Here is a 24,365-nt window from a genome sequence, read left to right as displayed (position 1 = left end):
CGGCCGCGGCCGCCCTGGCGACGACATTGGCGATGACGTTGGCGATGACGGGCGAGGCCCGCGCGCAGGCCGCCACCGGGCCGGTCAAGGTGGGCTTCATGCTGCCCTACACCGGCACCTACGCGAGCCTGGGCAACATGATCGAGGCCGGCTTCAAGCTCTACGTGCAGGAACAAGGCGGCAAGCTCGGCGGCCGCGAGATCCAGTACTTCAAGGTCGACGACGAATCCGAGCCGGCCAAGGCGACCGACAACGTCAACAAGCTGATCAAGCGCGACCAGGTCGACGTGCTGGTCGGCACCGTGCATTCGGGCGTCGCGCTCGGCATGGCCAAGGCGGCGAAGGAGAGCAACACGCTGCTGATCATCCCGAACGCCGGCGCCGACGCGATCACCGGCCCGCTGTGCTCGCCGAACATCGTGCGCAGCTCGTTCTCGAACTGGCAGCCGGGCTACTCCACCGGTGTCGTGGTGGCGCAGAAGGGCCACAAGCGTGCGATGACGATCACCTGGAACTATGCGGCCGGCAGCGAGACCGTGAAGGGCTTCACCGAGGCCTTCGAGAAGGGTGGCGGCAAGGTCGTCAAGGACCTGAACCTGCCGTTCCCGAACGTCGAGTTCCAGGCACTGCTGACCGAGATCGCCGCGCAGAAGCCCGATGCGGTGTTCGCGTTCTTCGCCGGCGGCGGCGCGGTGAAGTTCGTCAAGGACTACGCGGCCGCGGGCCTGAACAAGACGATCCCGCTGTACGGCTCGGGCTTCCTGACCGACGGCACGCTCGAGGCGCAGGGTGCCGCCGCGCAGGGCCTGCAGACCACGCTGCACTATGCCGACAACCTCGACACGCCGCGCAACAACGCGTTCCGCAAGAGCTTCGCGCTCGCGTACAAGGCAAACGCCGACGTCTACGCGGTGCAGGGCTACGACGCCGCGCAGATCCTCGCGGCCGGCCTGAACGCGGTGAAGGGCGACCTCTCGAAGCGCGAGGCGCTGACGACCGCGATGCACAAGACGACGGTCGACAGCCCGCGCGGCAAGTTCACGCTGTCGGCGGCCGGCAACCCGGTGCAGGACATGTACCTGCGCGAGGCGAAGGGCCCGAACAACGAGTTCAAGTCGATCGCCGTGAAGGCCCTCGCCGACCCAGCCCGCGGCTGCAAGCTCTGAGGTGGACCTCGCCACCTTCCTCGTCCAGTGCCTGAACGCCGTCCAGTACGGCCTGCTGCTGTTCCTGGTGGCCAGCGGGCTGACGCTGATCTTCGGGATCATGGGCGTGATCAACCTCGCGCACGGCAGCTTCTACATGATCGGCGCCTACCTGGCGTTCGCGCTGGCGCCGTACTTCGTCGACCAGTTCGTGCTGATGCTGCTGGTCGGCACGCTGCTCGCCGCGCTGTTCGGCTTCGTGCTGGAGTGGCTGTTCTTCAGCTTCCTGTACCAGCGTGAGCACCTGCAGCAGGTGCTGATGACCTATGCGCTGATCCTGGTGTTCGAGGAGTCGCGCAGCCTGCTGCTCGGCAATGACGTGCACGGCGTGCAGCCGCCGGCGTGGCTCGCGGGCAGCATCGCGCTCGGCGAGCTGATGTCGTACCCGGTGTACCGGCTGTTCGCGTCGGCCGCCTGCCTCGCGATCGCAGCGCTGCTGTACCTGGTGGTCAACCGCACGCGGCTGGGCATGATGGTGCGCGCCGGTGCCAGCAACCGCGACATGGTGCGCGGGCTCGGCATCGACATCCGGCTGCTGTACCGCGGCGTGTTCGCGGCCGGCGTCGCGCTGGCGGCGCTGGCCGGCATGATCGCCGCGCCGATGTCGTCGGTGTACCCGGGCATGGGCGGCAGCGTGCTGATCGTCAGCTTCGTCATCGTCGTGATCGGCGGCATCGGCTCGATCACCGGCGCGCTGGTCGCGTCGCTGCTGGTCGGCTTCGTCGACACCTTCGGCAAGGTGTTCTTCGCCGAGCTGAGCGGCATCGGCATCTACCTGCTGATGGCGATCGTGCTGGTGTGGCGGCCGGAAGGCCTGATGCGGCGGGGGCATTGATGGTGCCCGCCTGGTCGCGCTGCTTGCCGTTGGTCGCGCCGTTGGCACTGTTGCTCGCGCTGGCACTGCTGCCGGCGGTGCTGTCGCCGTACCTGATGGACCTGACGGTGAAGATCCTGGTCTCGGCGATCTTCGCGCTGAGCCTGCAGCTGCTGGTCGGCACGACCGGGCTGGTGAGCCTCGGGCACGCGGCCTTCCTCGGCATCGGCGCCTACGTGACGGTGCTCGCATCGCCGCAGGGCGAAGGCGCATCGCTGTGGTGGCTGCTGCCCGCGGCGATGGCCGGCGCAGCGGCCTATGCGCTGTTCGTCGGCGCGTTGAGCCTGCGCACCCGAGGCGTCTACTTCATCATGGTCACGCTGGCCTTCGCGCAGATGGCCTACTTCGTGTTCCACGACACCAAGCTGGGCGGCGGCAGCGACGGCATCTACCTGTATGTGCGCCCGGTGCTGCGGCTCGGCGACACGACGCTGCTCGACCTGGAGAACAAGCGCCAGGTCTACGGCCTGGTGCTGGCCTCGCTGGCGTTCACCTGGGGCCTGCTCGCGCTGCTGCTGCGCTCGCGCTTCGGCCACGCGCTGCAGGGCATCCGCGTCAACGAGGCGCGCATGCGGGCGGTCGGCTTCCGCACCTACGGCTACAAGCTGGCCGCGTTCGTGATCGCCGGGGCGCTGGCCGGGCTGGCGGGCGCGTTGTTCGCGATCCAGGACGGCGTCGTGAACCCGGAGCTGCTGTCATGGCACGAATCGGGCGCGGTGCTGCTGATGATCATCCTCGGCGGCCTCGGCCCGCTGCGCGGCGCGATCGTCGGCGCGGTCGCGTTCACGCTGCTGAAGGAGCTGTTCGCGAGCGAGGGCCTGGTCGGCCCGCTGGCGGCGCACTGGCAGATGACGCTCGGGCTGACGATCATCGCGTTCGTCGCGCTGCTGCCGCGCGGCATCGTCGGCCTGCGGTGGCGCAGGGGTTCGGCATGAGCGTCGTGATCCAGGCCACCGCGCTGTCGCGCCACTTCGGCGGGCTGGCGGCCGTCGATGCGGTCTCGCTCGACCTGCGGCTCGGCGAGGTGCATGCGGTGATCGGCACCAATGGCGCCGGCAAGTCGACGCTGGTCAACCTGCTGTCGGGCGAGCTGCCGGTCACGTCGGGCCGGATCCGCTTCGGCGATGACGACATCACCGGCTGGTCGCAGCCGCGCCGCGCGCGCGCCGGCATCGGCCGCAGCTACCAGCGCACCACCATCTTCGACAGCTTCAGCGTGCTGGAGAACTGCCGGCTCAGCGCGCAGGCCGCGCTGCAGCGGCCGTGGCAGGTGTGGCAATCGGCGCAGCGCTGCGCCGGCAGCCGCGAGGTGGCGGCGCAGGCGCTGCAGGCGGCCGGGCTCGCCGACAGCGCCGACCGCATCGCCGGCACGCTGAGCCACGGCCAGAAGCGCCAGCTGGAGATCGCGATGTGCCTCGCGACGAAACCGCGTGTTCTGCTGCTCGACGAGCCGCTGGCCGGCATGGGCGCCGAAGAGACCGAGCGCATGCTCGCGCTGCTGCAGTCGCTGAAGGCCGGCCACGCGATCCTGCTGGTCGAGCACGACATGGACGCGGTGTTCCGCATCGCCGACCGCATCACGGTGATGGTCAACGGCGCGGTCATCGCGAGCGACGTGCCGCAGCGCATTCGCGAGCACCCGCAGGTGGTGCTGGCCTACCTCGGCGAGGCGCACGCATGACCGCGCCGCTGGTCGAGATCGATGCGCTGCACGCTGGCTACGGCGACAGCCGCGTGCTGCACGGTGTGTCGTTCGCGCTGCCGGCCGGCAGCGCACTCGGCCTGCTCGGGCGCAACGGCATGGGCAAGACGACGCTGATCCGCACGCTGATGGGCTACCTGCGCCCGACCGCCGGCCGCGTGCGCTGGCAGGGCCGCGACGTGACCGGCTGGCCGCCCGAGCGCATCGCGCGGCTCGGCGTCGGCTACGTGCCCGAAGGCCGCGGCATCTTCCCGAACCTGTCGGTGCGCGAGAACCTGGTGATGGCGGCGCGGGCCTCGGCCGACGGGCAGCGGCCGTGGCCGCTGGAGCGCGTACTGGAAACGTTTCCACGGCTCGGCGAGCGGCTGGCGCGCGGCGGCCAGCAACTGTCGGGCGGCGAGCAGCAGATGCTGGCGATCGGCCGCGCGCTGATGACGAGCCCGCGGCTCCTGATCCTCGACGAAGCGACCGAAGGCCTGGCCCCGCTGGTGGTCGCCGAGATCTGGCGCGTGATCGCGCAGATCCGCGCGGGCGGCATCAGCACGCTGATCGTCGACCGCAACGTGCGGCGCGTGCTGGAGCACACCGACCAGGCGGTGGTGCTGGAGAAGGGGCGGATCGTGTGCTGCGCGGCATCGGCAACCCTCGCCGCCGACAGCGCCGCGCTGGCGCGCTGGCTCGGCGTGTGACATTCGCCGCGGGTCGAACACCAGCACACGCGGCGTTACCGCCTGTCGCCAGCGCTGCCGTTTTTTGCCCGGCTTGACCCCTGCGCAGGCGCGGGCTTCCCATTTGTGTCAGGTGCGTCAGCATCCGTTTCACTGGCGCTCGGTGGGCGAGTGCTTCCCAACATCGCCCGCAACCCGCGCCGATTCTCGCTTCGTGCAGCCATGCACCAGTTCGCCATCCGGTTGCGCACCAGCCTGGAAGCGTGATTCGGCGATGGCTTGTTTTTTGCGCTGAGAAGAGCATTCCGGCCACGAGCCGGGCGGCTGTGCGTTGGGAGCGCCACCTCATGAACTTCTTGCCACGGCTGGCGCTGCTCAGCGCCGCGATCTCGGGCCTGCTGTTGACCAGCGGCTGCACCACCACGGCCAGCGCGATCATGAGCGCCACCGGCATCGCGACGGATACCAGCCCGACCTGGGAGATCATCAAGCACTTCCACGCCAAGCTGACCGAGGGCGACCCGCAATCCTGCGCATCACTGAACTCGGCCCAGCGCGCGCTGACCGCACGCTGCCTGCCGTTCCAGCCGGGCAGCCTGAAGGTGGCCGACATCCGTGCCAGCGGCTTCCAGGAATGCACGCTGACGATCGCTGCGCGCGATCCGCAGTTCTGGCCGGTGCTGCCGGAGCTGCTCGACAAGGGTGCCCAGCCCGAGACCTGCTACCAGCCGCCGATGGTCGCGCTGGCGCGTTCGCCGAACCCGGTCGATTTCTCGAAGGCCTCGCCGCAGGCGCTGCGTTCGCTGCGCTTCCTGGCCGAGGTCGATTCGCGGGCGGTCAACCATGACGTGGTGCGGCTGCTGAGCTCGCCGAGCGCGCGCGCCGCCGGCCTTGACGACGTGATCGCGCAGTGGGTCGACCAGGGCGGCCTGGCGGTCGGCCAGCTGGCCTTCAGCCCGCTGAGCGCGCTGCACCCGAGTGCGTTGCAGACGCCGCTCGCGGCCAAGCTGGAAGCTGCCGGCCACACCGCGAAGGCGGGCCTCGGCCCGTACCAGGGCAAGACGCCCGCCGGCTTCGAAGAGGCGCTGCGCACCGCCGACTATGCGGCGCTCGAATGGTGGTTCAAGCGCGAGCCGAAGCTGGTCGACAAGGTGCCGTCGACGCAGGGGCAGCAGCTGCCGTGGATCCCGCTGGCCCGCGTCGTCGTGCCGACGTTCATGAACGACGAGCGCGCGCAGGCGCAGATGGTGAGCTTTCTGATGAGCCACGGCGCGAACCCGTGGCAGCCGTTGCCGTACCAGCCGACCCAGACGGTGGTGGGCTTCGCGAAGACGCTGAAGAGCCCGACGGTCGCGTTGCTGGAGGCGCCGAAAGTGACGCCCGCAGCGGCGACCGTGGTGGCCAACAGCGCCGCTGTCGGCGGCCAGGCGGAATAGTCGGAGCGATAGGTCGCGCGGGGTTTCTCGCGCGAGAGGTCGGCTCGAGATCGGGCTCAGTCGCCGTTCGTCGGGCCCTCGGGTTCGAGGAACGGCCAGCCCAGCAGCTCCGCCAGGCGGTGCACGACCCACACCGCTTCGTCAGGGGTGACCACCGGGCCGGCCTGAAGGCCACGCAGGCAATCGCCGAGCACCGACGCGTGAGAGGCACCGGTGCCGAAATGCTGCGCACTCGCGCGCTCGCTCAGGTGCTGCGCCAAGTCTTCGCACAGTTCGGATCGCTCGCGCAACTCGGCCAGCGGCACCGTCAGGCGCTGGCGTGCGTCGGTGTACAGCGCGTAGAAGCTCGGCGGGACGTGGATTTGATACTCATCGGACATCGCGCCGATGATGCCAGCCTTCGCGGCGGCAACGGGCGCTACAGATCGTCGAACAGGCCGGGCTCACGACCGATGCGCGCGCGCTCGATGCCGAGCAAGCGCCGCTTCATGTCGAGGCCGCCCGGCGACGAGAAGCCGCCCGAGCGCCCACCGGCTGCCAGCACCCGGTGGCATGGCACGATCGGCGGGAACGGGTTGCTGCCCATCGCCTGGCCGACCGCACGGGCGCTGCCGGGCTCGCCGAGCTGCTGCGCGATCTCGCCGTAGCTGCGGGTCTGGCCCGGCGGGATCGCCAGCGCGATGGCGTACGCGCGGCGGTGGAAATCGGGTTGCCCGGTCATGTCGAGCGGCGAGCCGGACAGGTCGACACGCTCGCCTTCCATCAAGGCCTGCAGGCGCTCGATGACGGCCTGGATCATCGTGGGTGCCGTGTCTTCGATCGATGCGGCCAGGCGCCGCTGGATGCGCCGGCGCAAGGCCGCCTCGTCGGCATCGGGCAGCCACGCGCCGACGATGCCCTGCTCGCCCCACGCGATCGCGCACGGACCGATGGCGGTGGCGAACACGGCGTAGCGCGGGCTCATCGCATCACGTCGCGTCAGGCGATGCCGATGTACTTGTGCGTCTGCACGCTCAGGTGCCACAGCGGATGCGCCAGGCAGTAGGCGACCGCCTGCTCGGTGTTGCGCTTGCGCTCGAGGCCGTCCATCGGCTGCAGGAAGAAGTGCTCGAACTGGAGCGACGTGAAGCGCTCGGGCATCGCCTTCGCCTGTGGGAAAACGAGCTTCAGCTCGTGGCCGTGCGTCAACACCAGTTCGGCGTCGGCCTTCGGGCTGACGCAGATCCAGTCGAGGCCCTTCGGCGCGGGCTGCGTGCCGTTGGTCTCGACCGCGATCTCGAAGCCCTGCGCATGGAAGGCATCGACCAGCGCGTCATCGAGCTGCAGCAGCGGCTCGCCCCCGGTGCAGACGACGAACGGCCGGCCCGTGTGCGGCACCGGCCAGTGCGACGCGACCGCCTGCGCCAGCGCGAGCGCGGTGTCGAACTTGCCGCCGCCGACGCCGTTGGTGCCGACGAAGTCGGTGTCGCAGAACTGGCAGACGGCGCTCGCGCGGTCCTGCTCGCGGCCGGACCACAGGTTGCAGCCGGCGAAGCGGCAGAACACCGCGGGGCGGCCGGCCTGTGCGCCCTCGCCCTGCAGCGTGTAGAAGATTTCCTTGACCGCGTAGGTCATGCCGCGTCCTTCCGTTCGTTCTTGCGTAGGCAACTTCAGATCGGGATCGCGAGGCCGGCCTGCGCCTCGGCCTGGTCGGCGATCACGATCGCGCCGCAGCCGCGCGTTTCGTAGAGGTCGACGCGGTCGACCATCGGCAGCACGGCGCGGGCTTGCTGGAGGATCCACGCGGCGAGCGTGGCGGTGTCGCAGTCGGCGAGGCCATCGATCTCGTGCAGCGGCCGGTGGTCCAGCGCCTTGAAGATCGGATCGAAGAGCGTCTTCACATCGCCGAAATCGACCGTCCAGCCCATCAGCGTGTCGAGCGGCGCGGCGAGGTGCAGCCGCAGCGTGTAGGTGTGGCCGTGGATGCGGCGCAGCGGGCTGCCGTCGGGTGCGTGCTTGAGCTGCAGCGCGCTGTCGAGCGTGAACTCTTTCCAGATGCGGTGGTGGCGGCCGTCGAAGTTGGCGCCGCACGACGCGGTTTCGTAGACGGTGATCCACGAGAGCTCGGGCAGCGTGGGCTTCAGGCGCTCCCAGATCCAGCTCGACATCAGCTCGCTGGTCGGGTTCTGCAGGCCCGGCAGGTCGTTCAGGCAGCCGTAGTTCAGCTCATGGTGCAGCGGCGCCCAGCAGTCGTCGAGGTGGTCGTAGTCGATGCTGAGGTCGCGTGCGCCGAGGTCCTGGTTGGCATGCACGATGACCTCGAACCCGTGGCCATGCATGCGGCCGCACTTGTGGCCGAGCGGCACGTTCGGCAGCTGGTGGGCGGCCTGGAAGAGGTAGCGGCGCCAGACGTGCGCCTGGCCGGCGGCATCGAGGTCGACACCGCCGTGCGCGGTGCTCTGGATACCGAGCTGCGTGATGCCGGGGGCGTCGAGCTGCGAGCGGATCCAGCGCGCGAGGTTCTCGTCGGTCGGCTGCGCGACGATGTCGTTGAGCAGGCGGTAGTCGAGCTGGGCGGTGCGCGATTCGAGGTCCGCGCGCAGGCGTTCGACCTCGCCGCCTTCGAACGCGGCCCAGCCGGGCGGCAGTTCGGCGCGCAGCGTCGCGAGGAAGCTGTGGCCGTGCAGCCGCCGCGAGCGATGGCCAGCCGGCAGCAGGCTCACTTCACATGCGGATTCGAAGCCGCTGGCAGCGCAATGGAGGGTCTTGATCGGCACGAGGGTTCCTGTCGGCACACCTTCTGCGGAAGCTTGGCGCCCAATGGACAGAAGCTTGCGCTCAATGCAAAACGCCCACATGGCGTGGGCGTTTTGCATGACTATTTTGGTTGCGGGGGCTGGATTTGAACCAACGACCTTTGGGTTATGAGCCCAACGAGCTACCAGACTGCTCCACCCCGCGACTGAGCCTGTGACTATAGCACAAGAGATGGGGACATTGCGAGGTTTACAGACCGGCCCGCTGCAATGTCACGAGAAACTCTTCGGCCTTCTGGAAGCCGATCACGCGGGTGCCTTGCAATTCGCGCCCATCGGCACCGAAGAAGATCGTGCCCGGCGGGCCGAACAGGCTGAAGCGCTTCAGCAGCGCACGGTCGTCGTCGTCGTTCTTCGTCACGTCGGCCTTCAACAGCAGCGCGTTCGACAGCTTCGCCTGCACGGCCGCATCGGTGAACGTGAAACGCTCCATCTCCTTGCACGACACGCACCAGTCGGCATAGAAATCGAGCATCACCGGTCGCCCCGCGCTGCGCAGCGCGGCATCGAGCTCGGCCACGCTGCGCACCGATCCGAACACCGGTCCGTGCGATGCGGCGACCGTGCCGCCGCCACGCAGATGCCCGAGCGGCTGCAGCGGATCCGTTCCGCCCGAGGCCGCGCCCACCAGCTGCAAGGTGCCCAGCAACGCCAGTACCGCCGCACCCGACTTGCGCAACAGCGTGCCCGGTGCCGTCGCGGCCGCATGCGCACCGCCAGCCAGGGCCACCACCGCTGCACCGATCAGCAACGCACCCCACAGCGCGAGCGCCAGCGTCGACGGCAGCACCGGCTGCACCGTGTACAGCGCGACCGCGAGCAGCATCAGCCCGAAGAGGCGCTTCACGCCGTCCATCCACGCGCCGGCCCGCGGCAGCAAGGTGCCGGCCGAGGCACCCACCAGCAGCAGCGGGATGCTCATGCCGGCCGCGAGCGAGAACAGCGCCGTGCCGCCCAGCAGGACATCGCGCGTCTGGCTCAGGTACACCAGCGCGCCGGCCAATGGCGCCGCCACGCAGGGGCTCACGATCAACGCCGACACGCCACCCATCGCGAACACGCTGGCCATTCGGCCGGCCGGCAATTGCTGCGAGGCTTCGGTGAGCCGCCCGGTCAGCGCCGCTGGCAACTGCAATTCGTAGACGCCGAACATCGACACCGCGAGTGCCACCAGCCCCAGCGCGAACGTGCCCAGCACCCACGGGTTCTGCAGTGCCGCGGCGAGCCCGACACCGGCCAGCCCGGCGGCCACGCCGAACGCGGTGTAGACCAGCGCCATGCCGAGCGAGTAGCTCGCCGCCAGCGCCAGGCCTCTCGAGCGCGTCACGCTGTGCCCTTGCCCGACGATGATCGACGACAGGATCGGCAGCATCGGCAGCACGCACGGTGTCAGCGACAGCAGCACGCCGGCCAGGAAGAACACACCGACGACCGTCCAGAATCGGCCGCCACGCAATGCGGCGTCGATGCCGGCGCTGTCGGTGGAGGTTGACGTGGTAGACGTCACCGAAGGCGTCGGCGCGGTGGCCGCTGCGCTGGTGGACAGCACCGCACCCGAAGACAGCGCACCGCCGCCGCCGGCGGCCACCAGGCGGATCGAGCCGTCACCGCCGAATCCGCTCAGCCCTACTTCCGCACGCGATTCGCGCGGCGGGTAGCACAGCCCCTTGTCGGCACAGCCCTGGCTCGTCACCGCGAGCGTGAAGCGCGGCGACGCCTGCTGCACCGGCACGACGATGCGGATCACGTCGCGGTAGGTCTCGACGTTCTTCTGGAAGGTCTCGTCGAACTTCACCTTGCCCGCCGGGATGACCGGCTCGCCGAGCGTCGCGCCTTCGGCCGCAAACCGGAACTGCTCGCGATAGAGGTAGTAGCCCGGCGCGATCGCGAAGCTGACCTCGACGCTCTTCGCGTCGAGCGGCTTCGCATCGAAGCGAAACGCCACTTCCGGATCGAGAAAATCGTCCGCGGCGCGCACGGCAGCGGGCGCCACCGAGAGCGCCGCGGCCATCATCAGCACGGCCGCCAATCGGTACCAGACGGTGAAAGTGTTCAGTGCACGCATGGGGTGGGGAGTCGAAGGCACGCGACAGGTTCCGTGCCGCTACTTGAAGAATCGGCGCCGGGTGAGCACCAATGCCAGGTAATAGCCGCCGAGTGCATAGGCGGCGAGCACCAGCATCGGACCCCACACCTGCTGCGGCCATTGCCCGAGGATCAGCGGCCGCACCAGGTCGACCGCCGCGGTGAGCGGCAGCACGTGCGCAATCACCTGCAGCCAGCCGGGCATCTGCTCGATCGGGAAGTACACGCCCGACAGGAAGGTCATCGGCGTCATCACCAGCGTGAAGTAGTAGGTGAAGAAGTCGTAGCCCTGCGCGAGCGCGTTGAACACCAGCGCGATCGACGCGAAGGTCACGCCGACGAAGCACAGCAGCGGCAGCGCCAGCAGCATCGTCGGCGCCCGGCTGATGCCCAGCACGAAGATCACCGCCATGATCGCCGCCACCGTGAACACCGACTTCATCGCGGCCCACAGCATCTCGGCGAACACGATGTCGTCGAGCGCGATCGGCGCGTTCATGATGCTGTCCCAGGTGCGCTGCACCTGCATGCGCGAGTACGCCGAGTACAGCGCCTCGAAGGTCGCCGCGAGCGCACCGCTGACGGCAATGCTGCCCGACGCCAGGTACTCGATGTACGGCAGGCCCTGCACCTGGCCGATCATCGAGCCGAGCCCGTAGCCGAAGGCCACCAGCGTGATCAGCGGCTCGGCGATGTTGCCCAGCACGCTTGGCACCGCCAGCTTGCGCCACACCAGCAGGTTGCGCAGCACCACCGGCCAGAAGCGGGCGGTGATGCGCGGGGCGGCGTAGAACGAGATCAGCATGTCGGGGCTCCGGTGCGGCGGGGTCGGCGGTCGTCATTCATCGCGGATCTGCCGGCCGGTGAGCTTGAGGAACAGGTCCTCGAGGTTGGCCGGCCGGTGCAGCGTGCGGATGTCGTGGTGCTGCGCCAGCGCCTGCAGCAGCGGCTGCGGTCGGCTCAGGTAGAAGAACACCGTTTCGCCACTCGTCTCGACCCGCTCGGCCAGCGCCCCATGCTGCTGCGCCGTCGCGAGCGCCCCGTCGCCGAAGACCTCGACGACGTCGCTCTCGAGGTGCTCGCCGATCAGCCCGCGCGGCGTGCCTTCGGCGATCTTGCGGCCGTGGTCGAGCACCAGCAAGCGGTCGCACAGGCGCTCGGCCTCGTCCATGAAGTGCGTGGTCAGCAGGATGGCCTTGCCCTGCTGCAGCAGGTTCTGCAGCCGTTCCCACATCAGGTGGCGCGCCTGCGGGTCGAGACCGGTGGTCGGCTCGTCCAGCAGCAACAGGTCGGGGTCGTTGATCAGCGCCCGGCCCAGGCTCAGACGCCGCCGCATGCCGCCGGACAGTTCGCCGGGTTTCGCATCGGCCTTGGCCTGCAGCGCCGAAAACTCGAGCAGCTTGGGAATGCGCGCGTCGATCACCGCCTTCGACAGCCCGAAGTAGCGGCCGTACACCCGCAGGTTCTCGGCACAGCTGAAGTCGGGATCGAGGCTGTCGAACTGCGTGACGACACCGATGCGCTTCTTCGCCTCGCGCACTTCCTGCGGGATCGGCAGGCCGAAGGCCTCGACCTCGCCCGAATCGGGGCCCACCAGGCCGAGGCACATGCGGATCGTGGTGGTCTTGCCGGCACCGTTGGGGCCGATCACACCGAGGCATTCGCCGGGACGGATCTCCAGCGACAGGTCATTGACGACCTGGTTGTCGCCGAACTTCTTGAACAGGTGGGAGATGCGGAAGATCGGCTCGGGCATGGGCTGCAGTGTGCCAAAGCCCCGCGGGTCGCGGGCGGGCGACGATCGGTGGCCCCAATGAAAAAGGGCCAGCCATCGAAACGGCCAGCCCTTCTCGGTTCAACGCGTGAAAGCTCAGGCTTCGGCGGTCGCCTCGTCAGCCACTTCCGGGCGGTCGACCAGCTCGACGAACGCCATCGGCGCGTTGTCGCCGATGCGGAAGCCCATCTTCAGGATGCGGGTGTAGCCGCCCGGGCGCGCCTTGTAGCGCGGGCCCAGTTCGTTGAAGAGCTTCGTGACGATGTCGCGGTCGCGCGTGCGGTCGAAGGCGAGGCGGCGGTTTGCCAGCGTCGGCTCCTTGGCCAGCGTGATCAGCGGCTCGACGACGCGGCGCAGTTCCTTGGCCTTGGGGACCGTGGTCTTGATCGCTTCGTGCTGCAGCAGCGAGTTGCACATGTTGCGCAGCATCGCGGCGCGGTGCTCCGAAGTGCGGTTGAGTTTGCGTAGGCCGTTACGGTGGCGCATGGTGCTTTCCTTTCTTGACTGACTTATAGAACCCCAGCCGTATCAGGTACTGGGGCTTGCACGATCAAACGCCTCAGCGTTTGTCCAGGCCCTGCGGGGGCCAGTTCTCCAGGCGTGCGCCGAGCGTGAGACCACGCGAGGCAAGCACTTCCTTGATTTCGTTCAGCGACTTGCGACCCAGGTTCGGGGTCTTCAGCAGCTCGGTCTCGGTGCGCTGGATCAGGTCGCCGATGTAGTAGATGTTTTCGGCCTTCAGGCAGTTGGCCGAACGCACCGTCAGCTCGAGCTCGTCGACCGGGCGCAGCAGGATCGGATCGAACTGCGTGCTGCGCTGGGCCGGCTGGTCGAACGCGGCGATCTCGCTGCCTTCCAGCTGCGCGAACACGGCCAGCTGTTCCACCAGGATCTTCGCCGAGGCGCGGATCGCTTCTTCCGGCGTGATCGCGCCGTTCGTGATGATCTCCATCACCAGCTTGTCCAGGTCGGTGCGCTGCTCGACGCGGGCGCTCTCGACCGTGTAGCTGACGCGGGCGACCGGCGAGAACGACGCGTCCAGCACGATGCGGCCGATCGACTTGGTCGGCTCGTCGCCATAACGGCGCAGCGTGCCCGGCACGTAGCCGCGGCCCTTCTCGACCTTGATCTGCATGTCCAGCTTGCCGCCTTGCGACAGGTGGGCGATGACGTGATCCGGGTTGATGATTTCCACGTCGTGCGGCGTCTGGATGTCGCCGGCGGTGACGGGGCCTTCACCTTCCTTGCGCAGCACCAGCGTCACTTCGTCGCGGTTGTGCAGGCGGAACACGACGCCCTTCAGGTTCAGCATGATGTGAACCACGTCTTCCTGGACGCCATCGACGGTCGAGTACTCGTGGAGCACGCCGGCGATCGTCACTTCGGTCGGCGCATACCCCACCATCGACGACAGCAGCACGCGACGCAGCGCATTGCCCAGCGTGTGGCCGTAGCCGCGCTCGAACGGTTCGAGCGTGACCTTGGCGCGGTTGCCGCCCAGCGGCTCCACATTGATGGCTTTGGGTTTGAGCAGATTTGTTTGCATGAGGTCTTTCTTTCAATACCCTCGGTTCGTTACACCGATAAGGCTGAGGGACCAACGGCCACGGCGGGTGCCACGGCCGCACCAGGGAAATCGAGGGACGCGCGAAACGCGGACGGGCCGCCCCACGCCACCTGCACAGGCGGCGTCGGCGCGGCCAGGACGGGCATCAACGCGAATACAACTCAACGATCAGCGCTTCCTTGATGTCCGCGCCGAATTCGTCGCGGTCCGGCGCCTTCTTGAACACGCCTTCCAGCTTGCTCGCATCGACCTGCACCCAGTTCGGCATGCCTTGCGATTCGGCCAGCTTGACCGAGTCGGTGATGCGCAGCTGCTTCTTCGACTTGTCGCGCACTGCCACCGTGTCGCCGGCCTTGACCAGGTACGACGCGATGTTGACCGTGGCGCCGTTCACCGTGATCGCCTTGTGCGACACCAGCTGGCGCGCTTCGGCGCGGGTCGAGCCGAAGCCCATGCGGTAGACGACATTGTCCAGGCGCGATTCCAGCAGCAGCAGCAGGTTGGCACCGGTGTTGCCCTTGCGGCGCTCGGCCTCGGCGAAGTAGCGGCGGAACTGGCGCTCCAGCACGCCGTACATGCGCTTGACCTTCTGCTTCTCGCGAAGCTGCAGGCCGAAGTCGGAGGTGCGCGAGCCGGAGGTGCGGCCATGCTGGCCGGGCTTGCTGTCGAACTTGACCTTGTCACCGATGGCGCGACGGGCGCTCTTCAGGAACAGGTCGGTGCCTTCACGGCGGGCGAGTTTGCCCTTGGGGCCAAGATAACGTGCCACGTTGCTTCCTTTGGTCAATCTGACATGGGCTTCTCTTGAAGCTCATGCGAGTCCGGCGAGTGTTGTTCTGGGCGCTCGGACGGTGGGCTTGAGGCCTGATGGCCTAACGAATGCGCCGGCGCGGTGCTGGGCACCCGCCGGCGACGAGAAAAACTTCAACGATCAGATGCGACGACGCTTCTGCGGACGGCAGCCGTTGTGCGGCACCGGCGTCACGTCGGAAATCGAGTTGATGCGGATGCCCAGCGAAGCCAGGGCGCGCACCGACGATTCACGACCCGGGCCGGGGCCCTTGATCCGCACGTCGAGGTTCTTGATGCCCTGTTCCTGGGCAGCACGACCGGCGACTTCAGCTGCCACCTGGGCTGCGAAGGGGGTCGACTTGCGCGAGCCCTTGAAGCCCTGGCCGCCGCTCGAAGCCCAGGACAGCGCGCCGCCCTGACGATCGGTGATCGTGATGATCGTGTTGTTGAACGATGCGTGAACGTGGGCAATGCCGTCCGCAACATTCTTGCGGACCTTCTTGCGCACGCGCTGGGCAGCGGTATTCGGTGCTTTAGCCATATCGACCTTCTCTCAAATCACTTCTTGACCAGGGCGCCGGACTTGCGCGGGCCCTTGCGAGTGCGCGCATTCGTCTTCGTGCGCTGGCCGCGAACCGGCAGGCCACGGCGATGACGGAAACCACGGTAGCACCCGAGGTCCATCAATCGCTTGATGTTGATGGACATCTCGCGGCGCAGGTCGCCTTCGATCGTCATGCGGCCGATTTCTTCCCGGATTTTCTCCAGGTCGGTGTCGGTCAGGTCCTTGATCTTGCGATCAAACGGAACATTGCAGACTGCGCAAATCTTTTGCGCGGTGCTGCGACCGATGCCGTAAATCGCCGTCAGGCCGATCTCCGCGTGTTTTTGCGGCGGAATGTTGATACCAGCAATACGTGCCATGTGCTTCCTCTATTCGCTTGTCGTCGAAGGCCAGGTTCAGCCTTGGCGCTGCTTGTGGCGCGGATCAGTGCAGATCACGCGCACAACGCCCTTGCGACGGATGACCTTGCAATTCCGGCACATCTTCTTGACCGATGCTGCAACTTTCATACTCTTCTCCTAGGCCCTTTTCGAGCGCTTCCTGATTCAAACTCGTCGTGTTCCGAACAATCACTTGGCCCGGAACACGATGCGGGCCCGCGTCAAATCGTAGGGCGTCAACTCGACTGTCACCTTGTCGCCGGGCAGGATGCGGATGTAGTGCATCCGCATTTTTCCGGAGATGTGGCCCAGCACGATGTGCCCGTTTTCCAACTTCACACGAAACGTGGCATTCGGCAGATTCTCCAGAATCTCGCCTTGCATCTGAATGACGTCGTCTTTCGCCATGCCTGTCTGTTTCGTGACTGTCTTCGTCGATCACCAGCATCAGCTGGCCTTGAAATTCGCCTTCTTGAGCAGCGACTCGTACTGCTGACTCATCACATAAGACTGCACCTGCGCCCAGAAGTCCATCGTGACAACCACGATGATCAGCAGCGAGGTTCCACCGAAGTAGAACGGAACGTTGTACTTCAGCACCAAAAATTCGGGGAGCAGGCAGACCAGCGTGATGTAGATCGCACCGGCCAGCGTCAGGCGGGACAGGATGCGGTCGATGTGCTTGGCCGTCTGGTCACCCGGGCGGATGCCCGGAATGAACGCGCCGCTCTTCTTCAGGTTGTCTGCCGTCTCGCGGCTGTTGAACACCAGCGCCGTGTAGAAGAAGCAGAAGAACACGATCGCGGCCGCATACAGCATCACGTAGATCGGCTGGCCCGGGGACAGCAGGCCGGCCAGGTCCTTCAGCCAGCGCAGGCTTTCGCCCGTTGCGAACCAGCTCACCACGGTGGCCGGCAGCAGGATGATCGACGACGCGAAGATCGGCGGGATCACGCCCGACATGTTCAGCTTCAGCGGCAGGTGCGACGACTGGCCGCCGTAGACCTTGTTGCCGACCTGGCGCTTCGCATAGTTCACGAGGATCTTGCGCTGGCCCCGCTCGACGAACACCACGGCATAGGTCACCGCGCCGATCACGATCAGGATGAACAGCATCACCGGAACACCCATCGCGCCGGTTCGCACCAGCTCGAGCAGGCCGCCGATCGCATTCGGCAGACCGGCCGCGATGCCACCGAAGATCAGGATCGAGATGCCGTTGCCCAGACCGCGCTCGGTGATCTGCTCACCCAGCCACATCAGGAACATCGTACCGGCCACCAGGCTCACGACCGCCGTCATCCGGAAGCCGAAGCCGGGCGAGACCACCAGGCCAGGCGAGCCTTCCAGTGCGAGCGCGATGCTCAGCGACTGGAACACCGCGAGACCCAGCGTGCCGTAGCGGGTGTACTGCGTGATCTTGCGGCGGCCCGACTCGCCTTCCTTCTTCAGCGCTTCCAGGCTCGGCACCACGTAGGTCATCAGTTGCATGATGATCGACGCCGAGATGTACGGCATGATGCCCAGCGCGAACACGGTGAAGCGCGACAGTGCTCCGCCCGAGAACATGTTGAACAGGCTCAGGATCCCGCCCTGCTGGCCCTTGAACAGCGCCTGCAGTTGGTTCGGATCGATGCCCGGCACCGGGATGTGCGCGCCGATGCGGTACACGACGAGCGCCAACACCAGGAAGACGAGCCGGCGACGGAGGTCGCCGAACTTGCCGCTCTTGGCCAGCTGATTCGCGTTGGTTGCCACTGAAGCGTGTCCCGAGTGAGTGGGTGGGTTGAGTCTGTTCGAAAAGGCTTACGCCACCGAGCCGCCAGCGGCTTCGATCACGGCCTTCGCGCCGGCGGTCGCACCAATGCCCTTGAGCACGACCTTCTTGGTCAGCTCGCCGGTCTTGATGACCTTGACCACCTTGGCCAGCTGGCCGACGAGGCCCGCTTGCTTCAGCGTCAGCATGTCGACTTCATCGGCGGCCAGCACCTCGAGGTCGGCCAGCGTGATTTCGGCGTTGTACTTCAGCAGCGCTGACTTGAAGCCGCGCTTCGGCAGGCGACGTTGCAGCGGCATCTGGCCGCCTTCGAAGCCGACCTTGTGATAGCCGCCCGAACGCGACTTCTGGCCCTTGTGGCCGCGACCGGCCGTCTTGCCCAGGCCGGAGCCGATGCCACGGCCGACACGGCGCTTGGCATGCTTGGCACCCGTGGCGGGCTTGATGTTGTTGAGTTCCATGTTCGTTCCTCGGCTCAGAGCACTTTGACCAGGTACTGGACCTTGGTGATCATGCCGCGCACTGCCGGCGTGTCTTCCAGCGTCGATTCGCTGTTCAGCTTGCGCAGGCCCAGGCCGCGCACGGTCGCGCGGTGCGACTCGCGCGTGCCGGCGATGCTGCGGACCAGCTTGATCTTGACGGTTTTCTTGTCAGCCATGATGTTTCTCCGCGTGCCGTTCAGCCGAGGATCTGCTCGACGGACAGGCCACGCTTGGCGGCGATCTCAGCCGGCGTGCTGACATGCTTCAGGGCATTCAGCGTGGCACGAACGAGGTTGTACGGGTTGGTCGAACCGAGGCTCTTGCAGACGATGTCGGTCACGCCCATCACTTCGAACACCGCGCGCATCGGGCCGCCGGCGATGATGCCGTCACCCGGCTTCGCCGGCGCCATCAGGACGCGCGAAGCACCGTGCTCGCCGATCACCTTGTGGTGGATCGAGCCGTTCTTCAGCGAGACCTTGACCATGTTGCGACGGGCAGATTCCATCGCCTTCTGCACGGCGACCGGAACTTCCTTCGCCTTGCCCTTGCCCATGCCGATGCGGCCATCGCCATCACCGACCACGGTCAGTGCCGCGAAGCTCAGCGTGCGACCACCCTTGACGACCTTGGTGACGCGGTTGACCGCGATCATCTTCTCCTTCAGGCCGTCGTCGTTGCCTTCGGTTTGAGCGCGGGGTTGAAACTTTGCCATTGTCGAATTCCTTGTCTTCGCCGATTCTCAGACGCCCGAGGGCATCAGAACTGCAGGCCGGCTTCGCGAGCCGCGTCTGCCAGCGCCTTGATGCGGCCGTGGTATGCGAAACCGGCGCGGTCGAACGCCACCTTCTCGACACCAGCCGCCTTCGCCTTTTCGGCGATGCGCTTGCCGATGACGGTGGCAGCGGCCACGTTGCCACCCTTGCCGGCGGCGCCCAGTTCCTTGCGGACATCGGCTTCGGCGGTCGAGGCGGTGGCGAGCACCTTCTGGCCGTCGTCGGAAATGACGCTGGCGTAGATGTGCAGGTTGGTGCGGAAGACCGTCAGGCGCGCCACGCGTTGCGTCGCAATGCGTGCACGGGTCTGGCGGGAGCGACGGATGCGCTGATCTTTTTTGTTCAACATGTCGTTCGCTCCTTACTTCTTCTTGGTCTCTTTGAGGGCGACCTTCTCGTCGGCATACCGGATGCCCTTGCCCTTGTAGGGCTCGGGCGGCCGGATCGCGCGCACTTCGGCGGCGATCTGTCCGACGACCTGGCGGTCGGATCCCTTGATCAAGATCTCGGTCTGCGTCGGGCAGGTGACCGTGATGCCGGCCGGCATGTCCTTCCCCACCGGGTGCGAGAAACCGATCTGCAGGTTCAGCTTCGAGCCAGCAGCCTGGGCACGAAAGCCCACGCCCACCAGCGTCAGCTTCTTCTCGAAGCCCTTGCTGACGCCGTTGACCATGTTGGCCACCAGCGCGCGCATCGTGCCCGACATCGCATCGGCTTCGACGCTGTCGTTGGCCGGCGTGAACATCAGCTTGCCGCCTTCGTTCTTCACGGCCACCAGGCCGTTCACCTGGCGCACCAGCGTGCCGAGCGAACCCTTGACGCTGATCTTCTCAGCGGTGATCGACACGTCCACGCCTTGCGGGACGGTGATCGGCATTTTTCCTACGCGGGACATTCGCTTCTCCGTTCCTTAGGCGACGTAGCAAAGGACTTCGCCGCCGATACCGGCCTGGCGAGCCTTGCGATCCGTCATCACGCCCTTCGGCGTGGTCACGATGGCGACACCGAGGCCGTTCATCACGCTCGGAATATCGTGGCGGCCCTTGTAGATCCGAAGACCCGGGCGGCTGACGCGCTCGATGTGTTCGATCACCGGGCGGCCGGCGTAGTACTTCAGCGTGATCTCGAGCTGCGGCTTGGACTTTTCGCCCACCACTGCAAAGCTCTCGATGTAGCCCTCGTCCTTCAGGACTTGTGTGATCGCCACTTTCAGCTTCGACGCCGGCATCGTCACGGAGGTCTTCTGGACCATCTGTGCGTTGCGGATGCGCGTCAGCAGATCGGCGATAGGATCACTCATGCTCATTCGAATATCTCCTGATCGTCCTGCCGATTACCAGCTGGCCTTGACGACACCGGGGATGTCGCCCTTGAACGCGAGTTCGCGGATCTTGTTGCGGCCCAGGCCGAACTTGCGGAAGGTGCCACGCGGGCGGCCGGTCAGCTCGCAACGATTGCGTTGACGGGTCGGGTACGCGTTGCGCGGCAGCTTTTGCAGCTCCAGGCGCGCGGCGTAACGCTCTTCGTCGGACTTCTTCGCGTCGTTCGCGGTGGACTTCAGCTCGGTGTACTTCTTCGCGAACTTGGCAACCAGTTGCTCGCGCTTCAGTTCACGCTGGATGAGGGATGTCTTAGCCACGGGCCACCTCAGTTCTTGAACGGGAATTTGAACGAAGCGAGGAGCGCCTTGGCTTCATCGTCGCTCTTGGCAGTCGTCGTGATGCTGATGTTCAGACCACGCAGCGCATCGACCTTGTCGTACTCGATCTCGGGGAAGATGATCTGTTCCTTGACGCCGATGTTGTAGTTGCCACGGCCATCGAACGAACGACCCGAGATGCCGCGGAAGTCACGAACGCGCGGCAGCGCGATCGTCACGAACCGGTCGAGGAATTCATACATCTGGACGCCGCGCAGCGTGACCATGCAGCCGATGGGCACGCCGTCACGAATCTTGAAGCCGGCAATCGCCTTCTTCGACTTGGTGACCACGGGCTTCTGGCCGGCGATCTTGGTCAGGTCGCTGACGGCGTGTTCCATGACCTTCTTGTCGGAGACTGCCTCGCTCACGCCCATGTTGAGCGTGATCTTCGTGATGCGGGGAACCTGCATCGTCGAGACGTAGCCGAACTTCGTCACGAGATCGGGAACGACCTTCTCGCGGTAAAACTGTTGCAAACGTGCCATGGCTGACCTCTTATGCCTTGATTTCTTCGCCGCTGGACTTGAACACGCGGACCTTCTTGCCGTCAGACAGCAACTTGATGCCCACGCGCTCGCCCTTGCCGGTCGCCGCATTGAAGATGGCGATGTTCGACTGGTGGATCGGCATGACCTTGTCGACGATGCCGCCGGTGGCGCCCTTCATCGGGTTCGGCTTCACATGCTTCTTGACGACGTTCACGCCGTCGACCGTCAGGTGGTCAGCATCGATGCGCGCGATCACCTTGCCGCGCTTGCCCTTGTCGCGACCGGTCAACACGATGACCTCGTCGCCTGTACGAATCTTGTTCATGGCTCGTCCTTTGACTTGTCTCAGCTCAGAGCACTTCAGGTGCGAGCGAAACGATCTTCATGAAGCGCTCGGTACGCAGTTCACGCGTGACCGGGCCGAAGATGCGGGTGCCGATGGGCTCGAGCTTGGCGTTCAGCAGGACGGCGGCATTGCCGTCGAACTTGACCAGCGAGCCGTCCTGGCGGCGAACGCCCTTGGCGGTGCGAACGACGACGGCACTGTAGACCTCGCCCTTCTTCACGCGACCACGCGGCGCAGCTTCCTTGATGCTGACCTTGATCACGTCACCGATGCCGGCGTAACGACGCTTCGAGCCGCCGAGCACCTTGATGCACATGACGGATTTCGCGCCAGTGTTGTCCGCGACATCAAGCCGCGATTGCATTTGAATCATGTTCTGTCCCCAACTTGTACTGCGCAAGCGCAGTCAGTCTTGGGCCCGTGGTGTGGGCGGAGCCGGAGCTCGTTTTGCTCTCGCATCGATCTGGTGCTCTTGCAACCATTTCGACATGAGGCCAAACGGGCGTTTCGGCGAAGCTGCGGATTATGGAGGACTTCTGAAGGCGCTGTCAACAAGGCCCGCCAAAAGAAACCGGGCGCAGCGCCAGGACTTTGCGCTCGCGCCACAACCTACAATCGCGGACTTTTCATTTCTGCCCCGGGGCCGTCTGGCACGCAGGGGCGTCCACTGAGGGTTCTCACGTGTTCATTTCCGAAGCTTTTGCCCAGGCCGCTCCCGCTGCAGGCGCCCAGTCGCCGTTTGGCGGCGGCATCACCGGCATGCTGCCGTTCGTGCTGCTGTTCGTGGTGATGTACTTCGTGATGATCCGTCCGCAGATGAAGCGGCAGAAAGAGCACAAGGCGATGATCGAGGCCATCGCCAAGGGCGACGAGGTCGTGATCGCCGGCGGGCTGCTCGGCAAGGTCGCCAAGCTGGGCGAGACCTTCATCCACGTCGAGATCGCCAACGGCGTCGAGGTGCAGGTGCAGCGCAGCTCCGTCGTGCAAGTGCTGCCCAAGGGCACGGTCAAGTAAGCAGCGCGCCATGAATCGCTATCCGTGGTGGAAGTACGCGATCCTCGCGATCGCACTGGTGGTCGGCCTGTTGTACACGCTGCCCAATGTATTCGGTGAAGCACCGGCGGTGCAGATCAGCAGCGGCAAGCCGACGCTGAAGCTCGATTCGTCGATGACGCAGCGCGTGTCGCAGGTGCTGGCAACCGCCGGCATCCAGCCCGACTTCGTCGAGTTCGACGGTAGCTCGGTGCGCGCCCGCTTCAGCGACCTCGACACCCAGGCCAAGGCCAAGGATGCGATCAGCCGCGCGCTGAACCCCAACGAGAACGACCCGAGCTATGTCGTCGCGCTGAACCTGCTGTCGCGCTCGCCGCACTGGCTGAGCGCGATCCATGCGCTGCCGATGTACCTCGGCCTCGACCTGCGCGGCGGCGTGCACTTCCTGATGCAGGTCGACATGAAGTCGGCGCTGACCAAGAAGGCCGAGGCGCTGACCGGCGACATCCGCACGCTGTTGCGCGACAAGAACCTGCGCCACGCCGGCATCACGCGCGACGGCAACACCGTCGACGTGCGCTTCCGCGATCGCGAGACGGTGAATGCGGCGCGCGCGCTGCTGACTGAACAGCTGCCCGACCTGCAGTGGACCGAGACGCCCGACGGGACCGAGATCCGCATGTCCGGCGTGCTGAAACCGGCGGCCGCCCGCCTGGTCCAGGATGCCGCGATCAAGCAGAACATCACGACGCTGCACAACCGCGTCAACGAACTCGGCGTCGCCGAACCGGTGATCCAGCAGCAGGGCATCGATCGCGTCGTCGTCGAGCTGCCCGGCGTGCAGGACACGGCACGGGCGAAGCAGACGCTCGGCCGCACCGCGACGCTCGAGCTGCGCATGGTCGACGACAGCGCCGAGGCGAGCGCCGCGGCCAATGGCAGCGGGCCGGTGCCGTTCGGCACCGAGCGCTTCGTCGAACGCGGCGGCCGCTCGATCATCGTCAAGCGCAACGTCGTGCTGACCGGCGACAGCCTGACCGATGCGCAACCCGGCTTCGACAGCCAGACCCAGCAGCCGAAGGTCGACCTGACCGTCGACGCCAAGGGCGCGCGCATCATGCGCGACACCTCGCGCGAGAACATCGGCAAGCGCATGGCGATCATCCTGTTCGAGAAGGGCAAGGGCGAGGTCGTGACCGCCCCGGTGATCCAGGGCGAACTGGGCAACCGCTTCCAGATCTCCGGCTCGATGACGCCGTCCGAGGCCACCGACACCGCGCTGCTGCTGCGCGCCGGCTCGCTGGCCGCGCCGATGGACATCATCGAAGAGAGCACGATCGGCCCGACGCTCGGCGCCGACAACATCGCCAAGGGCTTCCACAGCGTGATGGGCGGGTTCGCCGCGATCGCGCTGTTCATGTGCTGCTACTACATGCTGTTCGGCGTGTTCTCGACACTGGCGCTGGCCTTCAACCTGCTGCTGCTGGTGGCGGTGCTGTCGATGCTGCAGGCCACGCTGACGCTGCCGGGCGTGGCCGCCATCGCGCTGACGCTGGGCATGGCGATCGACGCCAACGTGCTGATCAACGAGCGGGTGCGTGAAGAATTGCGCAACGGCGCAGCGCCGCAGACGGCGATCAACGCCGGCTACGAGCGCGCGTTCGCGACCATCCTCGACTCGAACGTCACGACGCTGATCGCCGGCGTCGCGCTGCTGGCCTTCGGCTCCGGCCCGATCAAGGGCTTCGCGGTCGTGCACTGCCTCGGCATCCTGACGTCGATGTTCTCGGCCGTGATGTTCTCGCGTGGCCTGGTGAACCTCTGGTACGGCAGCAAGAAGAAGCTCAAGGGCGTGTCGATCGGCCAGGTCTGGCGTCCGCAAGGCGCAGCACCGGCCGCGCCGGGCGACCAGCCGTCGCAAGGCTGATCCACGCAACACCAGAACAAGCAGGCATCTC

33 protein-coding genes and 1 tRNA gene are annotated in these 24,365 nt (G+C 66.4%); 8 read left to right on the top strand and 26 right to left on the bottom strand.

Annotated features, from left to right (window positions below; all coding sequences use genetic code 11):
- The first annotated feature begins 32 nt into the window (after positions 1 to 32).
- The 6 genes from BUE42_RS15625 (at position 33) to BUE42_RS15600 (ending at position 5,885) form a co-directional block, all read left to right on the top strand.
- Entirely contained in the window at positions 33 to 1,166 is a 1,134-nt protein-coding gene (locus BUE42_RS15625) for an ABC transporter substrate-binding protein (protein WP_235002385.1), read from the top strand.
- 1 nt (position 1,167) lies between these two features.
- Positions 1,168 to 2,040, top strand: a complete 873-nt coding sequence (locus BUE42_RS15620; protein ID WP_073466021.1) for a branched-chain amino acid ABC transporter permease — start codon at positions 1,168 to 1,170, stop codon at positions 2,038 to 2,040.
- On the top strand, positions 2,040 to 3,014 hold the full coding sequence (locus BUE42_RS15615; protein WP_073466020.1) for a branched-chain amino acid ABC transporter permease: 975 nt from the start codon (positions 2,040 to 2,042) through the stop codon (positions 3,012 to 3,014). Before BUE42_RS15620 ends, BUE42_RS15615 begins: the two co-directional genes overlap by 1 nt.
- Entirely contained in the window at positions 3,011 to 3,760 is a 750-nt protein-coding gene (locus tag BUE42_RS15610) for an ABC transporter ATP-binding protein (protein WP_073466070.1), read from the top strand. Before BUE42_RS15615 ends, BUE42_RS15610 begins: the two co-directional genes overlap by 4 nt.
- Positions 3,757 to 4,470, top strand: coding sequence for an ABC transporter ATP-binding protein (locus BUE42_RS15605; protein WP_073466019.1), 714 nt, complete (start codon positions 3,757 to 3,759; stop codon positions 4,468 to 4,470). Before BUE42_RS15610 ends, BUE42_RS15605 begins: the two co-directional genes overlap by 4 nt.
- A 326-nt stretch (positions 4,471 to 4,796) precedes the next feature.
- Positions 4,797 to 5,885, top strand: a complete 1,089-nt coding sequence (locus BUE42_RS15600) for a hypothetical protein (RefSeq protein WP_073466018.1) — start codon at positions 4,797 to 4,799, stop codon at positions 5,883 to 5,885.
- 56 nt (positions 5,886 to 5,941) lie between these two features.
- Here the strand turns inward: BUE42_RS15600 and BUE42_RS15595 are convergent, their stop codons facing one another.
- From BUE42_RS15595 to rplN, 26 genes are all read right to left on the bottom strand, one after another.
- On the bottom strand, positions 5,942 to 6,265 hold the full coding sequence (locus tag BUE42_RS15595; RefSeq protein WP_073466017.1) for a hypothetical protein: 324 nt from the start codon (positions 6,263 to 6,265) through the stop codon (positions 5,942 to 5,944).
- Positions 6,266 to 6,303: 38 nt separating this feature from the next.
- On the bottom strand, positions 6,304 to 6,849 hold the full coding sequence (locus tag BUE42_RS15590) for a methylated-DNA--[protein]-cysteine S-methyltransferase (RefSeq protein WP_073466016.1): 546 nt from the start codon (positions 6,847 to 6,849) through the stop codon (positions 6,304 to 6,306).
- 14 nt (positions 6,850 to 6,863) lie between these two features.
- Positions 6,864 to 7,499 (bottom strand): 7-carboxy-7-deazaguanine synthase, encoded by a 636-nt coding sequence (gene queE / locus BUE42_RS15585; RefSeq protein WP_073466015.1) that lies wholly within the window; start codon positions 7,497 to 7,499, stop codon positions 6,864 to 6,866.
- A 35-nt stretch (positions 7,500 to 7,534) separates the two neighbouring features.
- On the bottom strand, positions 7,535 to 8,641 hold the full coding sequence (locus BUE42_RS15580) for a 6-carboxytetrahydropterin synthase (protein ID WP_159445426.1): 1,107 nt from the start codon (positions 8,639 to 8,641) through the stop codon (positions 7,535 to 7,537).
- Positions 8,642 to 8,748: 107 nt separating this feature from the next.
- Positions 8,749 to 8,825 (bottom strand) — tRNA-Met (locus BUE42_RS15575).
- A gap of 45 nt (positions 8,826 to 8,870) precedes the next feature.
- Positions 8,871 to 10,745 carry a protein-disulfide reductase DsbD gene (gene dsbD / locus BUE42_RS15570; protein WP_073466013.1) on the bottom strand — a complete coding sequence of 625 codons (1,875 nt, stop codon included), beginning with the start codon at positions 10,743 to 10,745 and terminating at the stop codon, positions 8,871 to 8,873.
- A 39-nt stretch (positions 10,746 to 10,784) separates the two neighbouring features.
- Positions 10,785 to 11,570, bottom strand: coding sequence for an ABC transporter permease (locus BUE42_RS15565; RefSeq protein ID WP_073466012.1), 786 nt, complete (start codon positions 11,568 to 11,570; stop codon positions 10,785 to 10,787).
- Positions 11,571 to 11,603: 33 nt separating this feature from the next.
- Complete coding sequence (locus BUE42_RS15560) at positions 11,604 to 12,521, bottom strand: ATP-binding cassette domain-containing protein (RefSeq protein WP_073466011.1); 918 nt, start codon at positions 12,519 to 12,521, stop codon at positions 11,604 to 11,606.
- A 114-nt stretch (positions 12,522 to 12,635) separates the two neighbouring features.
- Positions 12,636 to 13,025: a 50S ribosomal protein L17 gene (gene rplQ, locus BUE42_RS15555; RefSeq protein ID WP_073466010.1), complete on the bottom strand. Its 390-nt coding sequence runs from the start codon at positions 13,023 to 13,025 to the stop codon at positions 12,636 to 12,638.
- Positions 13,026 to 13,098: 73 nt separating this feature from the next.
- Positions 13,099 to 14,085: a DNA-directed RNA polymerase subunit alpha gene (gene rpoA, locus BUE42_RS15550; RefSeq protein ID WP_056805299.1), complete on the bottom strand. Its 987-nt coding sequence runs from the start codon at positions 14,083 to 14,085 to the stop codon at positions 13,099 to 13,101.
- 166 nt (positions 14,086 to 14,251) lie between these two features.
- Positions 14,252 to 14,875, bottom strand: a complete 624-nt coding sequence (rpsD, locus tag BUE42_RS15545; RefSeq protein WP_047507670.1) for a 30S ribosomal protein S4 — start codon at positions 14,873 to 14,875, stop codon at positions 14,252 to 14,254.
- A gap of 162 nt (positions 14,876 to 15,037) precedes the next feature.
- The gene (gene rpsK / locus BUE42_RS15540; protein ID WP_025495798.1) at positions 15,038 to 15,439 is read right to left on the bottom strand and encodes a 30S ribosomal protein S11; all 402 of its coding nucleotides are present in this window, start codon (positions 15,437 to 15,439) and stop codon (positions 15,038 to 15,040) included.
- A 17-nt stretch (positions 15,440 to 15,456) separates the two neighbouring features.
- On the bottom strand, positions 15,457 to 15,822 hold the full coding sequence (gene rpsM / locus BUE42_RS15535; protein WP_056805297.1) for a 30S ribosomal protein S13: 366 nt from the start codon (positions 15,820 to 15,822) through the stop codon (positions 15,457 to 15,459).
- Between the two features lie 36 nt (positions 15,823 to 15,858).
- Positions 15,859 to 15,972, bottom strand: a complete 114-nt coding sequence (gene rpmJ, locus BUE42_RS15530; protein WP_011830995.1) for a 50S ribosomal protein L36 — start codon at positions 15,970 to 15,972, stop codon at positions 15,859 to 15,861.
- Positions 15,973 to 16,032: 60 nt separating this feature from the next.
- Positions 16,033 to 16,251: a translation initiation factor IF-1 gene (infA, locus tag BUE42_RS15525; protein ID WP_047489367.1), complete on the bottom strand. Its 219-nt coding sequence runs from the start codon at positions 16,249 to 16,251 to the stop codon at positions 16,033 to 16,035.
- 39 nt (positions 16,252 to 16,290) lie between these two features.
- Positions 16,291 to 17,601 carry a preprotein translocase subunit SecY gene (secY, locus tag BUE42_RS15520; RefSeq protein ID WP_073466009.1) on the bottom strand — a complete coding sequence of 437 codons (1,311 nt, stop codon included), beginning with the start codon at positions 17,599 to 17,601 and terminating at the stop codon, positions 16,291 to 16,293.
- A gap of 48 nt (positions 17,602 to 17,649) precedes the next feature.
- Entirely contained in the window at positions 17,650 to 18,081 is a 432-nt protein-coding gene (gene rplO / locus BUE42_RS15515) for a 50S ribosomal protein L15 (RefSeq protein ID WP_073466008.1), read from the bottom strand.
- Positions 18,082 to 18,095: 14 nt separating this feature from the next.
- Entirely contained in the window at positions 18,096 to 18,278 is a 183-nt protein-coding gene (gene rpmD, locus BUE42_RS15510) for a 50S ribosomal protein L30 (RefSeq protein WP_047507678.1), read from the bottom strand.
- A 20-nt stretch (positions 18,279 to 18,298) separates the two neighbouring features.
- Complete coding sequence (gene rpsE, locus BUE42_RS15505; RefSeq protein ID WP_056805286.1) at positions 18,299 to 18,817, bottom strand: 30S ribosomal protein S5; 519 nt, start codon at positions 18,815 to 18,817, stop codon at positions 18,299 to 18,301.
- A 44-nt stretch (positions 18,818 to 18,861) separates the two neighbouring features.
- Positions 18,862 to 19,227 carry a 50S ribosomal protein L18 gene (gene rplR / locus BUE42_RS15500; protein WP_073466007.1) on the bottom strand — a complete coding sequence of 122 codons (366 nt, stop codon included), beginning with the start codon at positions 19,225 to 19,227 and terminating at the stop codon, positions 18,862 to 18,864.
- A gap of 12 nt (positions 19,228 to 19,239) precedes the next feature.
- Positions 19,240 to 19,773: a 50S ribosomal protein L6 gene (gene rplF / locus BUE42_RS15495; protein ID WP_073466006.1), complete on the bottom strand. Its 534-nt coding sequence runs from the start codon at positions 19,771 to 19,773 to the stop codon at positions 19,240 to 19,242.
- A gap of 15 nt (positions 19,774 to 19,788) precedes the next feature.
- Positions 19,789 to 20,184 carry a 30S ribosomal protein S8 gene (gene rpsH, locus BUE42_RS15490; RefSeq protein ID WP_073466005.1) on the bottom strand — a complete coding sequence of 132 codons (396 nt, stop codon included), beginning with the start codon at positions 20,182 to 20,184 and terminating at the stop codon, positions 19,789 to 19,791.
- A 27-nt stretch (positions 20,185 to 20,211) separates the two neighbouring features.
- Entirely contained in the window at positions 20,212 to 20,517 is a 306-nt protein-coding gene (gene rpsN / locus BUE42_RS15485) for a 30S ribosomal protein S14 (protein WP_073466004.1), read from the bottom strand.
- Positions 20,518 to 20,525: 8 nt separating this feature from the next.
- On the bottom strand, positions 20,526 to 21,065 hold the full coding sequence (rplE, locus tag BUE42_RS15480) for a 50S ribosomal protein L5 (RefSeq protein ID WP_047507690.1): 540 nt from the start codon (positions 21,063 to 21,065) through the stop codon (positions 20,526 to 20,528).
- A 10-nt stretch (positions 21,066 to 21,075) separates the two neighbouring features.
- Positions 21,076 to 21,393 (bottom strand): 50S ribosomal protein L24, encoded by a 318-nt coding sequence (rplX, locus tag BUE42_RS15475; protein ID WP_073466003.1) that lies wholly within the window; start codon positions 21,391 to 21,393, stop codon positions 21,076 to 21,078.
- Between the two features lie 25 nt (positions 21,394 to 21,418).
- The gene (rplN, locus tag BUE42_RS15470; protein WP_011831006.1) at positions 21,419 to 21,787 is read right to left on the bottom strand and encodes a 50S ribosomal protein L14; all 369 of its coding nucleotides are present in this window, start codon (positions 21,785 to 21,787) and stop codon (positions 21,419 to 21,421) included.
- A 308-nt stretch (positions 21,788 to 22,095) separates the two neighbouring features.
- Here rplN and yajC point away from each other — a divergent pair, with 308 nt between their 5' ends.
- Positions 22,096 to 22,428 carry a preprotein translocase subunit YajC gene (yajC, locus tag BUE42_RS15465; protein WP_073466002.1) on the top strand — a complete coding sequence of 111 codons (333 nt, stop codon included), beginning with the start codon at positions 22,096 to 22,098 and terminating at the stop codon, positions 22,426 to 22,428.
- A gap of 10 nt (positions 22,429 to 22,438) precedes the next feature.
- Complete coding sequence (secD, locus tag BUE42_RS15460) at positions 22,439 to 24,334, top strand: protein translocase subunit SecD (RefSeq protein ID WP_073466001.1); 1,896 nt, start codon at positions 22,439 to 22,441, stop codon at positions 24,332 to 24,334.
- Positions 24,335 to 24,365: the final 31 nt, after the last annotated feature.

The organism is Rhizobacter sp. OV335 (assembly GCF_900142965.1).
GTDB lineage: Bacteria > Pseudomonadota > Gammaproteobacteria > Burkholderiales > Burkholderiaceae_C > Rhizobacter.
The sequence above is the reverse complement of the archived record's forward strand: the minus strand, read 5'-3'. Positions and strand labels throughout refer to the sequence as shown.

Coding starts and splice junctions, on each gene's coding strand:
- rplO (WP_073466008.1), bottom strand. CDS start 18,081: ATGGAACTCAACAACATCAAGCCCGCCACGGGTGCCAAGCATGCCAAG.
- secD (WP_073466001.1), top strand. CDS start 22,439: ATGAATCGCTATCCGTGGTGGAAGTACGCGATCCTCGCGATCGCACTG.
- BUE42_RS15605 (WP_073466019.1), top strand. CDS start 3,757: ATGACCGCGCCGCTGGTCGAGATCGATGCGCTGCACGCTGGCTACGGC.
- infA (WP_047489367.1), bottom strand. CDS start 16,251: ATGGCGAAAGACGACGTCATTCAGATGCAAGGCGAGATTCTGGAGAAT.
- BUE42_RS15615 (WP_073466020.1), top strand. CDS start 2,040: ATGGTGCCCGCCTGGTCGCGCTGCTTGCCGTTGGTCGCGCCGTTGGCA.
- rplR (WP_073466007.1), bottom strand. CDS start 19,227: ATGTTGAACAAAAAAGATCAGCGCATCCGTCGCTCCCGCCAGACCCGT.
- rpsE (WP_056805286.1), bottom strand. CDS start 18,817: ATGGCAAAGTTTCAACCCCGCGCTCAAACCGAAGGCAACGACGACGGC.
- queE (WP_073466015.1), bottom strand. CDS start 7,499: ATGACCTACGCGGTCAAGGAAATCTTCTACACGCTGCAGGGCGAGGGC.
- rpoA (WP_056805299.1), bottom strand. CDS start 14,085: ATGCAAACAAATCTGCTCAAACCCAAAGCCATCAATGTGGAGCCGCTG.
- rplE (WP_047507690.1), bottom strand. CDS start 21,065: ATGGCACGTTTGCAACAGTTTTACCGCGAGAAGGTCGTTCCCGATCTC.
- rplF (WP_073466006.1), bottom strand. CDS start 19,773: ATGTCCCGCGTAGGAAAAATGCCGATCACCGTCCCGCAAGGCGTGGAC.
- rpsH (WP_073466005.1), bottom strand. CDS start 20,184: ATGAGCATGAGTGATCCTATCGCCGATCTGCTGACGCGCATCCGCAAC.
- BUE42_RS15600 (WP_073466018.1), top strand. CDS start 4,797: ATGAACTTCTTGCCACGGCTGGCGCTGCTCAGCGCCGCGATCTCGGGC.
- rplX (WP_073466003.1), bottom strand. CDS start 21,393: ATGAACAAGATTCGTACAGGCGACGAGGTCATCGTGTTGACCGGTCGC.
- dsbD (WP_073466013.1), bottom strand. CDS start 10,745: ATGCGTGCACTGAACACTTTCACCGTCTGGTACCGATTGGCGGCCGTG.
- BUE42_RS15595 (WP_073466017.1), bottom strand. CDS start 6,265: ATGTCCGATGAGTATCAAATCCACGTCCCGCCGAGCTTCTACGCGCTG.
- rpmD (WP_047507678.1), bottom strand. CDS start 18,278: ATGGCTGACAAGAAAACCGTCAAGATCAAGCTGGTCCGCAGCATCGCC.
- BUE42_RS15610 (WP_073466070.1), top strand. CDS start 3,011: ATGAGCGTCGTGATCCAGGCCACCGCGCTGTCGCGCCACTTCGGCGGG.
- rplN (WP_011831006.1), bottom strand. CDS start 21,787: ATGATTCAAATGCAATCGCGGCTTGATGTCGCGGACAACACTGGCGCG.
- BUE42_RS15590 (WP_073466016.1), bottom strand. CDS start 6,849: ATGAGCCCGCGCTACGCCGTGTTCGCCACCGCCATCGGTCCGTGCGCG.
- rpsM (WP_056805297.1), bottom strand. CDS start 15,822: ATGGCACGTATTGCTGGTATCAACATTCCGCCGCAAAAACACGCGGAG.
- BUE42_RS15565 (WP_073466012.1), bottom strand. CDS start 11,570: ATGCTGATCTCGTTCTACGCCGCCCCGCGCATCACCGCCCGCTTCTGG.
- rplQ (WP_073466010.1), bottom strand. CDS start 13,025: ATGCGCCACCGTAACGGCCTACGCAAACTCAACCGCACTTCGGAGCAC.
- BUE42_RS15625 (WP_235002385.1), top strand. CDS start 33: ATGACGTTGGCGATGACGGGCGAGGCCCGCGCGCAGGCCGCCACCGGG.
- rpmJ (WP_011830995.1), bottom strand. CDS start 15,972: ATGAAAGTTGCAGCATCGGTCAAGAAGATGTGCCGGAATTGCAAGGTC.
- rpsK (WP_025495798.1), bottom strand. CDS start 15,439: ATGGCTAAAGCACCGAATACCGCTGCCCAGCGCGTGCGCAAGAAGGTC.
- BUE42_RS15560 (WP_073466011.1), bottom strand. CDS start 12,521: ATGCCCGAGCCGATCTTCCGCATCTCCCACCTGTTCAAGAAGTTCGGC.